Source organism: Nocardioides sp., assembly GCF_035576065.1.
Classification (GTDB): Bacteria; Actinomycetota; Actinomycetes; order Propionibacteriales; family Nocardioidaceae; genus Nocardioides.
The window spans coordinates 66,685-79,116 of the sequence record NZ_DATLWX010000006.1; the positions used below are offsets into that span (position 1 = coordinate 66,685).

At 67.6% G+C, this 12,432-nt stretch carries 12 protein-coding genes; 3 read left to right on the top strand and 9 right to left on the bottom strand.

Annotated features, from left to right (window positions below; translation table 11 throughout):
• Positions 1 to 3 precede the first annotated feature (3 nt).
• Together VNJ48_RS01970 and rocD are read right to left on the bottom strand one after the other, a co-directional pair.
• Positions 4 to 828, bottom strand: a complete 825-nt coding sequence (locus tag VNJ48_RS01970; protein WP_325598582.1) for a 3-keto-5-aminohexanoate cleavage protein — start codon at positions 826 to 828, stop codon at positions 4 to 6.
• Between the two features lie 3 nt (positions 829 to 831).
• On the bottom strand, positions 832 to 2,064 hold the full coding sequence (gene rocD, locus VNJ48_RS01975) for an ornithine--oxo-acid transaminase (protein ID WP_325598584.1): 1,233 nt from the start codon (positions 2,062 to 2,064) through the stop codon (positions 832 to 834).
• Positions 2,065 to 2,208: 144 nt separating this feature from the next.
• Here rocD and cysD point away from each other — a divergent pair, with 144 nt between their 5' ends.
• Positions 2,209 to 3,123 (top strand): sulfate adenylyltransferase subunit CysD, encoded by a 915-nt coding sequence (gene cysD, locus VNJ48_RS01980; protein ID WP_325598586.1) that lies wholly within the window; start codon positions 2,209 to 2,211, stop codon positions 3,121 to 3,123.
• On the top strand, positions 3,123 to 4,415 hold the full coding sequence (locus VNJ48_RS01985) for a sulfate adenylyltransferase subunit 1 (protein ID WP_325598588.1): 1,293 nt from the start codon (positions 3,123 to 3,125) through the stop codon (positions 4,413 to 4,415). Before cysD ends, VNJ48_RS01985 begins: the two co-directional genes overlap by 1 nt.
• A gap of 70 nt (positions 4,416 to 4,485) precedes the next feature.
• On the opposite strand, the gene VNJ48_RS01990 is transcribed toward VNJ48_RS01985, so the two are convergent.
• From VNJ48_RS01990 to VNJ48_RS02015, 6 genes are all read right to left on the bottom strand, one after another.
• Positions 4,486 to 5,631, bottom strand: a complete 1,146-nt coding sequence (locus VNJ48_RS01990) for a glycoside hydrolase family 16 protein (protein ID WP_325598590.1) — start codon at positions 5,629 to 5,631, stop codon at positions 4,486 to 4,488.
• A gap of 80 nt (positions 5,632 to 5,711) precedes the next feature.
• On the bottom strand, positions 5,712 to 7,193 hold the full coding sequence (locus VNJ48_RS01995; protein ID WP_325598592.1) for a sensor histidine kinase: 1,482 nt from the start codon (positions 7,191 to 7,193) through the stop codon (positions 5,712 to 5,714).
• A 56-nt stretch (positions 7,194 to 7,249) separates the two neighbouring features.
• The gene (locus VNJ48_RS02000; protein WP_325598594.1) at positions 7,250 to 7,546 is read right to left on the bottom strand and encodes a DUF1416 domain-containing protein; all 297 of its coding nucleotides are present in this window, start codon (positions 7,544 to 7,546) and stop codon (positions 7,250 to 7,252) included.
• Position 7,547: 1 nt separating this feature from the next.
• Positions 7,548 to 8,396 carry a sulfurtransferase gene (locus tag VNJ48_RS02005; protein ID WP_325598596.1) on the bottom strand — a complete coding sequence of 283 codons (849 nt, stop codon included), beginning with the start codon at positions 8,394 to 8,396 and terminating at the stop codon, positions 7,548 to 7,550.
• 425 nt (positions 8,397 to 8,821) lie between these two features.
• Positions 8,822 to 10,975 (bottom strand): carboxypeptidase-like regulatory domain-containing protein, encoded by a 2,154-nt coding sequence (locus VNJ48_RS02010; protein WP_325598598.1) that lies wholly within the window; start codon positions 10,973 to 10,975, stop codon positions 8,822 to 8,824.
• Positions 10,976 to 11,153: 178 nt separating this feature from the next.
• Positions 11,154 to 11,450: a MoaD/ThiS family protein gene (locus tag VNJ48_RS02015; protein ID WP_325598600.1), complete on the bottom strand. Its 297-nt coding sequence runs from the start codon at positions 11,448 to 11,450 to the stop codon at positions 11,154 to 11,156.
• A gap of 45 nt (positions 11,451 to 11,495) precedes the next feature.
• Here VNJ48_RS02015 and VNJ48_RS02020 point away from each other — a divergent pair, with 45 nt between their 5' ends.
• Positions 11,496 to 12,227: a response regulator transcription factor gene (locus VNJ48_RS02020; protein WP_325598602.1), complete on the top strand. Its 732-nt coding sequence runs from the start codon at positions 11,496 to 11,498 to the stop codon at positions 12,225 to 12,227.
• On the opposite strand, the gene VNJ48_RS02025 is transcribed toward VNJ48_RS02020, so the two are convergent.
• Positions 12,228 to 12,425 (bottom strand): hypothetical protein, encoded by a 198-nt coding sequence (locus VNJ48_RS02025; RefSeq protein WP_325598604.1) that lies wholly within the window; start codon positions 12,423 to 12,425, stop codon positions 12,228 to 12,230.
• Positions 12,426 to 12,432 lie beyond the last annotated feature (7 nt).

A 12,432-nucleotide genomic window follows, 5' to 3' on the forward strand; every position in this document is an offset into this window, starting at 1 on the left:
CGGTCAGCCCAGCCCGAGCAGGGTGCGGCACTCGGCGGGCGTCATCGGCGTCCGCTGAGCGAGGCGCCCCAGCTCGACTGCCCTCGACACGAGCTGGGCGTTGGACTCCACCGGCACACCGCGGCTGATGGTCAGCACGTCCTCCATGCCGACGCGCAGGTGACCACCCATCGACAGCGACGCCATCGCCACCGACAGGGTGGACCGGCCGATCCCGGTGGCCGACCACGACGTCACGCCGGGAGGCAGGGCTGCGACGCCGGCGACCAGCGCAGGCGCCGTACCGGGCATCCCGCCGGGCACCCCCATGACGAAGTCGACGTGGACCTTGCCGCCCGCGGGGGGGCCGTACTTCGCGAGGAGCCGACCCAGCGAGTGGACGTGCCCGAGGTCGAAGAGCTCGAACTCCGGGGCGATGCCCGTTGATTGGGCGAGCTGGTAGAGCTCGGCCACGAACGGCCACGGGTTGAGGAAGACGTCGTCGCCGAAGTTGGTCGTCCCCATCGTCAGGCTGCAGGAGTCCGGCGCTGCGTCGAGCACCTTGAGGCGCTCCTCCAACGGGTCGTGCACCGACCCGCCGGTGGAGAGCTGGACCACGAGGGATGAGGACGACCGCACAGCCGCCACCCATTCGCGCAGCATGCCCTGGTCCAGGGTCGGTCGGTGCTCGGCGTCGCGCACGTGGATGTGGATCATCGCCGCGCCGGCGGCTTCGCACTCGGCGGCGGTGGCGGCCAGCTCCTCGGGCGTGGTCGGGAGCTGCGGACAGTCGGACTTGGCCGTCTCGGCGCCGGTCGGCGCGACGGTGATCAGCAGCGGGTCACCCATGGCTCAGGCACCCTGCTCCAACGCGTCGGCCAGGGCCGAGATGAGCACGTCGACGTCGTCGTCGCTCGCGACCAGCGGCGGCGCGAAGCGCACGGTGGAGCCGTGGGTGTCCTTGGCGAGCACTCCGCGCGCCATCAGGGCCTCGCTGACCTGCCGTCCGCTCATCAGCGCCGGGTCGACGTCGACCCCGGCCCACGCGCCGCGCACACGCACACCGACCAGGCCCTTGCCGATGAGGGCTCGCAGACCCACCTCCAGCCGTTCGCCGATCTCGCGGGAACGCTGCTGGAAGGTGCCCTCCTCGAGCATCGCGACGACCTCGGCCCCGATCGCGGCCGCGAGGGGGTTGCCGCCGAAGGTCGAGCCGTGGCTGCCGGGGGTGATCACGCCGAGCACGTCGCGGTTGGCGGCGATCGCCGAGACCGGGTAGAGACCGCCACCGAGTGCCTTGCCCAGGATGTAGATGTCGGGAACGACCGACTCGTGGTCGCACGCGAAGGTCTCACCGGTCCGGGCCAGGCCGGACTGGATCTCGTCGGCGATCATCAGGATCCCGCGCTCGGTGCACAGGGCGCGGAGGTCGCGCAGGAAGCCCTCGGGCGGGAGCACGACGCCGCCCTCTCCCTGCACGGGCTCGAACAGGACACCGACCACGGAGTCGTCGATCTGGGCGGCGATGGCGTCGATGTCGCCGTACGCCGCGGAGCGGAACCCGCCGGTGAATGGGGCGTAGCCGGTGGTGGCCACCGCGTCGTCGGAGAAGCTCACGATCGTGGTCGTCCGACCGTGGAAGTTGCCACGCATGGTGATGATCGTGGCCGAGTCGGCGGGCACTCCCTTGACCTCGTAGCCCCAGCGGCGGGAGACCTTGATGGCGGTCTCGACCGCCTCGGCCCCGGAGTTCATCGGCAGGATCATGTCCTTGCCCGTCAGCCGGGACAGGGCTCGGGCGAAGTCACCGAGCTGGTCGTTGTAGAAGGCGCGGCTGGTCAGCGTCAGGCGCGACAGCTGCTCGGTGGCGCGCGCCACGAGGCGGGGATTGCTGTGCCCGAAGTTGAGCGCGGAGTAGCCGGCCAGGCAGTCGAGGTAGCGCTTGCCGTCGACGTCGGTGACCCAGGCTCCCTCACCGGAGGTGAGCACCACCGGCAGCGGGTGATAGTTGTGCGCTGCGTAGGCCTCGGTCGCCTCGATGTGCCGTGCGGTGGAGCTCACCTGGTCGCTGGAAGTCGTCGTCATATGCCCATGGAAACGCCCGCGATGTGTGTTGTCCAAATCACGCCCTCGCGTGCGACCCGACCGCCGAGATCGGCGGATGCCCGGGATCGCGCCAGCCATCGCTACGATGTGGGCTGCTGTCCCCCAGAAAGGCTCCTCCTGCGCATGACCAACACCCACGTCGACTACCAGCTGAGTCAGCTCGACCAGCTCGAGGCCGAGTCGATCCACATCTTCCGTGAGGTCGCCGCCGAGTTCGAGAAGCCGGTCCTGATGTTCTCAGGCGGCAAGGACTCCATCGTCATGCTGCGGCTGGCGGAGAAGGCGTTCTACCCGGCCAAGATCCCGTTCCAGCTGCTCCAGATCGACACCGGTTTGGACTTCCCCGAGGTCCTGGAGACCCGCGACAACTGGGTCAACCGTCTCGGTGTCCGCATCGTGGTCGCCAGCATCGACGACGCCATCGCCAACGGCGTGGTCATCGATGACGGCAAGACCAGCCGCAACCGGATGCAGACCGCCACCCTGCTCGACGCCATCGAGGAGAACGGCTTCACCGCCCTCTTCGGTGGCGGGCGCCGCGACGAGGAGAAGGCCCGCGCCAAGGAGCGCGTCTACTCCCACCGAGACGAGTTCGGCCAGTGGGACCCCAAGATGCAGCGACCCGAGCTGTGGAGCCTCTACAACGGGCGCATCCACGCGGGCGAGCACATGCGGATCTTCCCGATCTCCAACTGGACCGAGCTCGACGTCTGGGACTACATCGGTCGCGAGCAGATCGAGATCCCCAACATCTACTTCTCTCACCAGCGCAGGGTCTTCGTCCGCGACGGCATGCTGATGAGCGAGACCCCGCTCAACCCCACCCGTGAGGGCGAGACCGTCGAGGAGCGCACCGTTCGGTTCCGCACCTGCGGCGACATCACCCTCACCGGGTGTGTGGAGTCCACTGCCTCAACGATCCCCGAGATCATCGACGAGGTCTCCATCGCCAAGCTCACCGAGCGCGGCGCCACCCGTGGTGACGACCGGTTCTCCGAAGCCGCCATGGAAGACCGCAAGAAGGAGGGCTACTTCTGATGAGCGACTCCACTCAGAGCGCAGAGCCTCGCGCCACCAACATGGACCTGCTCCGTTTCGCCACCGCCGGCTCCGTCGACGACGGCAAGTCGACGCTGATCGGACGCCTGCTGCTCGACTCCAAGTCGATCTTCGAGGACCAGCTCGAGGCCGTCGAGGCCTCCTCGGTGTCCAAGGGCTACGACTACACCGACCTGGCGCTCCTGACCGACGGCCTGCGCTCGGAGCGGGAGCAGGGCATCACCATCGACGTGGCCTACCGCTACTTCGCAACGCCCAACCGCAAGTTCATCATCGCCGACACCCCCGGCCACGTGCAGTACACCCGCAACATGGTGACCGGTGCCTCCACCGCCGACCTCGGCCTGGTGCTGGTCGACGCCCGTCAGGGCCTGACCGAGCAGTCCCGGCGTCACGCGGTGATCCTGTCGCTGCTGCGGGTCCCGCACCTGGTGCTCGCCGTCAACAAGATGGACCTCGTCGACTGGTCCCAGGAGGTCTACGACAAGATCCACCGGGAGTTCACGCAGTTCGCGACCAAGCTCAACATTCCCGACCTGGCTGTCATCCCGATCTCGGCCCTGGCCGGTGACAACGTCGTCAACCGCTCCGAGAACATGAGCTGGTACAGCGGTCCCACGCTGATGCACCACCTCGAGCACGTCCACGTCGCCTCGGACCGAGACCTCGTGGACGTCCGGTTCCCGGTGCAGTTCGTGGTCCGGCCCAAGTCGGACGAGCACCACGACTACCGCGGGTACGGCGGCATGGTCGCCGGCGGCGTCCTGAAGCCCGGCGACGAGGTTGTCGTGCTCCCGTCTGGCATGACGTCGAAGATTGCCGGGATCGACCTGTTCGACCAGGAGATCACCGAAGCCTTCCCGCCGATGTCGGTGACGGTGCGCCTCGAGGACGACGTCGACGTCTCGCGCGGCGACATGATCGCGCGCGTCAAGAATGCTCCCGCGCCGAGCCAGGACATCGATGCCATGGTGTGCTGGATGACCAACAGCCCGCTCAAACCTCGTCAGAAGCTGGCCATCAAGCACACCACCCGCACGGCTCGCGCTCTCGTCAAGGACATCCAGTACCGCCTCGACGTCAACAGCCTGCACCGCGACCAGGACACCAAGGAGCTCGGGCTCAACGAGATCGGCCGCGTCCAGCTGCGCACCACCGTGCCGCTGCTCTGCGACCCCTACTCGAAGAACCGCACCACGGGATCCTTCATCCTGATCGACGAGGCGACCGGGATCACCGTCGGTGCCGGGATGATCAACAGCAGCAGCTGATCACGCACTGCGAAGGGCCCGGCGGACTCCGCCGGGCCCTTCTGCGTTGCGCGCTGACCTGCCCCCGTCGTCAGGCAGCGGGCGTCGGCCAGACCTTCACCCAGTCGACGTCCATGTGCTGGGGCAGCTTGTCGTCGCCGCCGAGTTGCTGGAGCTCATAGTCCGAGCTGAGCAGGCTCAGGATCAGGAACTCAGGCACACCGGAGACGCCCTGGGTGATCTCGTTGGTGACCTGGCCGTCGATACGGAAGACGTACTTCTCCGGGGTCCACTCCACGGAGAAGACGTGGAACTTGCTGGACCAGTCGTCGCCGAACTGCTCCGGGTCGGACAGCCAACCGCCGGCCGTCTTCCCCTTCGCGGTGGGGTGCCAGTAGATGAAGCTGGTGAGGCCACCTTGGGGGTGGTCGTCGCCGAAGTATTCGATGATGTCGACCTCGGCGCCGGTGACCTTGGCGTCGCCCGTGGGCTCCGCACCGAAGCCCTGCAACCAGAAGGAGCCGTGCTGACCGCGCAGCGGCTGGAACTTGATGCGCGCGGCAGCGTATCCGTAGGTGAAGCTGTAGGCGCTGCCGATGTGGCCGTTGAGCCGGTAGGCGTACGGCTTGCTCTTCTCCCGACAGGCGCCCTTGTCCGGGTCGTCGAGCACGCTCAGGCGCAACACCCCATCGACCGCTTCTGCCGCCTCGTCCGAGGCACGGGAGCACAGGCGCACACCGGCGTAGCCCTGGTCGCGGGTCCCCCACACGGCCGGATCGAGCTGGTCGAACTCGTCGGCGAAGTTCGACGCCGGGACCTCGTCGGTCGAGAGATTCACGCCGACAGGGGTGTCCCCGCCGGAGACGACCCTGAGCTCGCCCGGCTGGGCAACGGTCAGCGTCACCCGCCCCTTGGCGTCTGTCTCGCCGGTGTCCTCCGTTGTCCAGTCCTCCCCGTCCGGCACCTGCAGCTCGACCTCACGCCCTGCCTGGGCGTCCTCGATCGTCACGTCGACGACGAAATCGGCATCCGTGGACTTCTCGGCGCTGTCGCCAGGAGCCGCGATCTGCGGCAGCACGACGGCGCTGATGCCTTGGCCATCTGTGAAGTCCGGCTGCGAGGTCTCGTCCGAGGGCCCCCCGGGAGTCCCGCCGGGGGTCCCGCCGGAGTTGCTCGAGCACGCGGCGAGCACTGCGACACACGCGAGGGCTGCCGTACGGCGAACGAATGTGGTCATTCTTCGTTGGTTGGGCATGCTTGGCATTCTCACAAACACCCCGCTGACCGCCCAATCTGCACGTCGGCTCCGCGCCGGGCTCAGCCACTGGAGCGAGGCAGCGACACACTGAACCGGCTCCCGCGCCCGATGTCGCTCCGGACGCCCACCTGGCCGCCGTGCGCCTCGACGATGGAGCGCACGATGGACAGACCCAGGCCGGTGCCCGGCGCCATCCGACTCTGCGCAGCGGGAGCACGGAAGAACCGCGTGAAGACCTTGTCCGCGTCGTCGAGGGTGATGCCGATGCCGGTGTCGGCGACCTCCATCTCGACGGCGTCCCCGACCTGTCGCAGGGTCAGGGTGACCGAGCCCCCTGCGTCGGTGTACTTCACGCCGTTGGAGATCAGGTTGTCCAGCACCTGGCGCAGACGATGCGCGTCGACGTCGCAGACGAGCGAGGCAGGGCTGTCCAGCTCGAGGTGTACGCCAGCGCGACCGGCCAGGGGCCGGGCCGCCTCGACCGCCTCCCGGACCAGCGTGGCGACGTCGCACCGCGCGCAGACCAGGTGGATGGCGCCTTCGGACCCCTGGGCCACTTGGAGCAGGTCCGAGACGAGGTTGTCGAGACGGATGGCGTTGCGTTCGACGACCTTGATCTGCTCGCTGGCCTCCGCAGGAAGGTCGTCGCGGTCCGCCAGCATCTCCAGGTGCCCCAGTACCGAGGTGAGCGGGGTCCTGAGCTCATGGGACACCGACGCGACGAACTCGTCCTTGACTCCCAGGGCCCGCATGTAGTCGGTGACGTCGGTGTAGGCCAGCGCCGCCCCCTCGATCCCGCCGGCCGGACCGTGCACGGTGCGGGCCGACACGGACAGCGCGCGCCTTTCCGCCGGCTCCCTGCCGATCCAGACCCGCAGGTCGTCGAACTCCTCGCCCTGCAGAGCGCGATAGGAGGGCGACTCCTCGCGCGTGAGCGGCGTGGTGCCGTCGGGGGCGAAGACGAAACCGAGCTGCCCGGCCTGGCCCAGGTGACCGTCGGGAAAGGCGAGGCCGATGAAGTCCTCGTGGCGTCTGTTCATCCGGTCGTAGTGCCCGGACCGATCGATCAGGAGGAGCCCGACGTCCACCGAGTCGTAGACCGCCTGGACCATCCGGCTCTGGAGCTCGATCGTGGCGTGGGCCACGGCAATGCGGCCTTCGAACTCGTGCTGAGCCGTCACGTCGAGGATCTGGGAGATGAAGTGGATCGGCTTCCCGTGATCGTCGCGGAGCACGGCGACCGACAGGTCGCCCCACACCACCCGACCCCCGGCGCACAGGTAGCGCTTGCGCAGGCGGTAGGAGTTGCGTTCGCCGGCCAGCGTCGCCCGCATCAGCTCCAGATCGTCGTCCGGGTCATCGGGATGAGTGATGTCCTGGACGTTCATCGTCCGGAGGGTCTCGGCGTCGTAGCCCATCATCTGGCAGAACGACGCATTGACCACGAACAGGTCGCCGGCCGGCGAGACGAGCGCCATCGCCACGGGCGAGTTCTGCAGCGTGAGGCTCCACAGCTGCGCACTGTCGCTGTCACCCTCCATCCACCGCCTCCTCCCGTAGGAGGCCGAGCGTAGCGACAAGCGTGGGCGGCCGGGGCTCAGATGGCGACGGCGACCTCCGCGACGGATCCCACGGCAGCACGCACCTTGGTGTCCACCGGGTCGGCCCGCGGCGCCAGGGTGCGCAGCGTCCACTCACCCTCGCCCGCGAAGAAGCGGAAGTGCCCGGTGGCACTGGTGGGCACCTCGGCCGTGAACTCACCCGTCCCGTCGAGCAGTCGGACGTAGGCCGACCCGACCGGCTCGCCAGCGCGCGTCACCTGGCCCTGGATCACTGCTTCCTTCGCGACGTTGACTCCCTCGAGGGACAGTCCGCCTTCTACTGCTCCGCACATGTCAGGCCTCCCCGGGCTCGTCGCCGAGACCGATCGGTACGCCGACGAGCGAGCCGTACTCGGTCCAGGAGCCGTCGTAGTTCTTCACGTTCGTGTGACCGAGCAGCTCCTTGAGGACGAACCACGTGATCGAGGAGCGTTCACCGATCCGGCACAGCGCGATGGTGTCCTTGGAGTCGTCGATCCCCACGTCGGCATACAGCGCCTTGAGGTCCTCGTCGGACTTGAAGGTGCCGTCGTCGTTGGCGTTCTTGCTCCACGGCACGTTCAGCGACGTGGGGATGTGGCCAGCGCGCTGCGACTGCTCCTGCGGCAGGTGGGCGGGGGCCAACAGGCGGCCGGCGTATTCGTCCGGGCTGCGCACGTCGATGAGGTTCGAGACCCCGATCGCGGCGACGGCCTCGTCGCGGAACGCGCGGATCGAGTGGTCCTGCTCGGTCGCGGTGTAGCTCGTCCTGGCCCGCGTCGGCAGCTGGTCGGTCAGCTCGCGGGAGTCCAGCTCCCACTTCTTGCGCCCGCCGTCCATCAGCTTGACGGACTGGTGGCCGTAGAGCTTGAAGTACCAGTAGGCGTAGGCGGCGAACCAGTTGTTGTTGCCGCCGTAGAGCACGACCGTGTCGTCGTTGTTGACCCCACGCTCCGACAGCAGGGCCTCGAACTGCGCCTTGCTGACGAAGTCGCGACGGACCTGGTCCTGCAGGTCGGTGGTCCAGTCGAGCTTGATCGCGTTGCGGATGTGGCCCTTGTCGTAGGAGGTCGTGTCTTCGTCGACCTCGATCAGGACGACACCGTCGGTGTCGAGGTTGTCCTCGACCCACTGGACGGTGACGAGCGATTCTTCGCGGCTCATGGGGTGTGCTCCTTGGTGTGGACAGATCTGCTGACGTGTGGAATGGCGCGGATGGTCAGCGCGCAGGCAGGTGCCGCGGGCTGCGAAGGGACGAGGCCGCAACGGCGAGCCCAGGAATGGGCTCAGCCGGGTGTGGTGTGCGGACCCGTCAGGACATTCGACACAGCGCCGAGCGCGTGCGGCAGTGATCCACTGCGCGGCGCTTGGTCAGCATGGTCGAGAACATGATGTGGACTCTAAGGCGAGTGTGACCGGGCACATTCCCGCGTCTCGCATGCTGGATATAGCAACCACGATGTGAGATTCATTGCGGTGTCGGCGGAGCTGCCGCGCTTTCGACGCGCGGCCGGAGAGCCGCACAAAATGCACACAGGGCCCCGGTGGTCGAAACCACCGGGGCCCTGCGATGTTGCTGATGCTCTACGTCAGCGCTTGATCTTGACCTTCACGGGCTCGTCGTTGGAGCCGACCTTGCCCTTGCCGATGAAGAAGAAGACCAGCTTGTGCTTGCCCTTCTTCAGCTTGGCGAGGGAAACGGTGCCCTTGCCCTTCTTGATCTTGGTCTTGGCGATCTTCTTGTACTTGATCGTCCCGTTGTCCATGACCTTGACGATCTCCTTGACGATGACCTTGCCCTTCACCTTCTTGGCCTTCACCGGGCTGGCCTTGATCGTGATCGCCGCCTCACCGCCCGAGGTCTTCACCTTGATCCTCGGCTTGTAGCCGATCTTGACCGAGGTGGCCGAGGTGGCCGAGCCGATGAGCTTCCGGTTCTCTGCGGTCACCCGCAGGGTCAGCCGGTCGCCGATGTGGGCCGCGGTCGGGGTGAAGGTCTCTCCGGTGCCGACCACCGTGCTGCCCACGAGCCACTCGTAGTCGAAGTCCGTGAGGGACTGCACGTTCCACACTCCCGGGTCGGCCGTGATGGCGCTGCCCACCCAGGGGTAGTCGACTCCGAGCGAGGGACGCTCGACCGCCGTGAGCCGGTTGCCGAGAACGGCGGCCAGACCGGTCACGAGCTGACCGGACTTCACCGTGATGACGACAGCGTCGTCGACCTCGGACTTGTCCTTCCACCACTCACCCGCGTGGAACCCGGACGAGTCGTCGAAGCGGACCTTGTAGGTGCCGGCGCGAACCGAACGAGTCTCGAAGGTCGAATCCGCCTCGAAGTCGGCGAAAGAGTTGACGAGCGCCCCGTCGTCGTTGCCTCGCAGGGACACCTGGGGCCTCAGCGGCACACCGGGCAGACCCGTCACGGAGCCCGCGATGCCGCCGGCGCGCTCGAGCACGACGTCCACGGCGCCCACGGGCGTGCCGGGGGTCACGGTGACAGCAGGAGAACGGTCGTAGTCCTGCACGCCGCCGTACCAGGACCCGAACAGGGCGAACGCGTTGTCGTCGCCCTGGTCGTAGACCTCGGACACGATCTTGAACTGGTTCTCACCCTGGACCTTCTCCAGCTCCTTGAAGGCGAAGACGCCCTGGCGGTTGGAGTAGACGACCTCGATGGTCTCCTTGTCCGAGGTACGAGCCGGTGTGGTCACTGCACCCACCCGGGCGCCGACGACCGGAACGCCGAGGTTGTCCTTGACCGTCCCGGTGATCTCGGTCGTCCGGGTGTCGGCGGGGCGGGGCGTCAGCGCCGCGTTGATGCCGCCGACGGCCTGGCCGACACCGACGCTGACGGGCGTGGCAAGAGCCGGGGTGGCGGCGTTGTTGTAGTACTCGGAGGTGTATTCATCGATCGGGTCGCTGAACTCCACGACCTGCTGTCCGGTGCGCACGTTCCGGATGGTGTAGATGCCGTTCTTGTCCGTGAGGTCGCTCCGGCTGCCTGCATAGACCTCGACGAACTCGAGGGGGACACCGGCGTCGCTCGTGACCTGACCGCTGATGCTGCCGCCAGATGCGAGGACGATGTTGCCGAGGTTGGCACCCGTGGGGGTCGCCGTGACCGGCGCGGCGGAGGCCAGGTCAGGGGCGTCGGCGTAGAACTCGAGGGCGTGATCCTCTGCGGAGAAGGACAACTTGACCGGCGCAGACCGCGTCGCGATCTTGAAGGTGCCCTGCTCGTCGGTGCCCGCGGTGTCCAGACTCGCACCGCTCGCCGCGTCGAACACCCCGATGGAGGCGCTCAACGGCTTGCCGGCGGCGTTGGTGACCGCGCCGACGACGTAGGGCTGGTCGATGGTCCAGGATCCCAGCGCGACCGGATTGCCGCCAGCGACCTCGAAGGCACTCGCAGTCGCCAGGTCAGGCTGGTCCTTGTAGAACTCGGTGTAGTCGCCGTAAGTCTCGAACTCGATCTTGTAGATGCCGTCGGACAGCGAGCCCTCGATGTAGCCGTCATTCCCGACGTAGATGAAGCCCGAGGGCTCGGGGCCGTACGTGCCGTCACCCTGTTGGCGGTAGTAGCCCACCTCGCCTGAGATCGGGTTGCCGAACCCGTCGATGACACCGCCGGTCACGACCGAAGCCGCGTTTGCGGGCGCCACCGCGCCCAGGCTGAGCCCCGCGGCCACGAGCGCGGCGCCCGCACCCATCGCGGTCAAACGGCGCACTACGCGCTCGGACATGGCTCTACTCATGCTTCCCCCTACTTTTGATGATCACGTGAACTGAGGTTCGTCCTCGACCCGACTCCCCGAAATGCTCGACGTCGAAACGCGAAGACGCGGGCTGACCTTAACCGAAGAGACGCGTGCCCACGACCCGTCGTTCATGTTGTCCCGGCACTCCAGGCTGATGGAGACGTCAGCCGCCGGCGAACGGCGGCAGGAACTCGACGGTCGCGCCGGGCGGGACCATGACTGCGTCCGCGTCCTCGGTGCCCGCCGGACGATCGCCGACCAGCACCGAGCAGACCCCGATCGTCCGCGCCACGTCCACACCTGGATGGGCGGCCAGGACGAGCCTCAGGACCTCCGACAAGGTGACCGGGCCGGACACCTCGAAAACGTCCTGGTCCACGCCAGCCGCCGACCTGGCCCCGGCCCAGTAGCGCGTGGTGATCGTCTCAGCCTCAGACGTTGGGCTGCTGTCGATGCTCACAGCGCCTACTCTGTCGTACTCCGCCACCGTGGGGAGGACACCGCCATGAGCGCCTTGCTGCTGCTGACCAGTGCCCTGCGTCCATCTGCCGACGTGCTGCCTGCCCTTGCGCTGCTCGGCCACACGGTCAAGATCCTCCCCGCCGAGGGCAGCGCGCTGCTCGACGCCCCCGATGCGGACCTCGTGCTCATCGATGGTCGCCAGGAGCTCGCTCACGCTCGTGACCTGTGCCGGCTCATCCGGACGACCGGCACCGACGTGCCCGTGCTGCTGATCATCACCGAGGGCGGGCTCGCCGTCGTCACGCACGACTGGGCCATGGACGACGTCGTGCTCCACACGTGCGGCCCGGCCGAGCTCGAGGCGCGCATCCGGCTGTCCGTTGGCCGCCTCGCGGCGCAGCGCGAGGCTGCCGACCCTGCCTCGCACGTGATCCGGTCCGGCGAGGTCGTGGTCGACGATGCGACGTACACCGCGAAGATCAGCGGCCGGGCCCTCGACCTGACCTACAAGGAGTTCGAGCTGCTGAAGTTCCTCGCCCAGCACCCCGGGCGGGTCTTCACCCGGCAGCAGCTGCTGCAGGAGGTCTGGGGCTACGACTACTTCGGTGGCACTCGCACCGTCGACGTCCACGTGCGCCGACTCCGCGCCAAGCTCGGTGTGGAGAACGAGCACCTGATCGGCACCGTGCGCAACGTGGGCTACCGCTTCGTCCTGCCCGCCAAAGAGGTGTCCGGCGAGGACTCTTCAGTCACCCGCCGGCAACAGGACGCCTGATCAGCTCAGTTTCATCCGGCCGTGGTTGACGCTGGACAGGGCACCGAACAGGTCTCCGACGAGCCCGTCGGCATAGACGCGCACATCGAGCTTTCGCCCCGACGACCTGACGATCACACGCGGCGCGGCCGCTTGGATGAGCCGCACGTCCTCGACCTCGGCCCAGGGGATTTCAACGCATTCCCTGTTCTGGGCCACCAACTGC

Excerpts from the sequence above, each read along its gene's own strand:
- VNJ48_RS02000 (WP_325598594.1), bottom strand. The coding sequence starts at position 7,546 with ATGTGCGGAGCAGTAGAAGGCGGACTGTCCCTCGAGGGAGTCAACGTC.
- cysD (WP_325598586.1), top strand. The coding sequence starts at position 2,209 with ATGACCAACACCCACGTCGACTACCAGCTGAGTCAGCTCGACCAGCTC.
- VNJ48_RS01990 (WP_325598590.1), bottom strand. The coding sequence starts at position 5,631 with ATGACCACATTCGTTCGCCGTACGGCAGCCCTCGCGTGTGTCGCAGTG.
- VNJ48_RS01970 (WP_325598582.1), bottom strand. The coding sequence starts at position 828 with ATGGGTGACCCGCTGCTGATCACCGTCGCGCCGACCGGCGCCGAGACG.
- VNJ48_RS02010 (WP_325598598.1), bottom strand. The coding sequence starts at position 10,975 with ATGTCCGAGCGCGTAGTGCGCCGTTTGACCGCGATGGGTGCGGGCGCC.
- VNJ48_RS01995 (WP_325598592.1), bottom strand. The coding sequence starts at position 7,193 with ATGGAGGGTGACAGCGACAGTGCGCAGCTGTGGAGCCTCACGCTGCAG.
- rocD (WP_325598584.1), bottom strand. The coding sequence starts at position 2,064 with ATGACGACGACTTCCAGCGACCAGGTGAGCTCCACCGCACGGCACATC.
- VNJ48_RS01985 (WP_325598588.1), top strand. The coding sequence starts at position 3,123 with ATGAGCGACTCCACTCAGAGCGCAGAGCCTCGCGCCACCAACATGGAC.
- VNJ48_RS02020 (WP_325598602.1), top strand. The coding sequence starts at position 11,496 with ATGAGCGCCTTGCTGCTGCTGACCAGTGCCCTGCGTCCATCTGCCGAC.
- VNJ48_RS02005 (WP_325598596.1), bottom strand. The coding sequence starts at position 8,396 with ATGAGCCGCGAAGAATCGCTCGTCACCGTCCAGTGGGTCGAGGACAAC.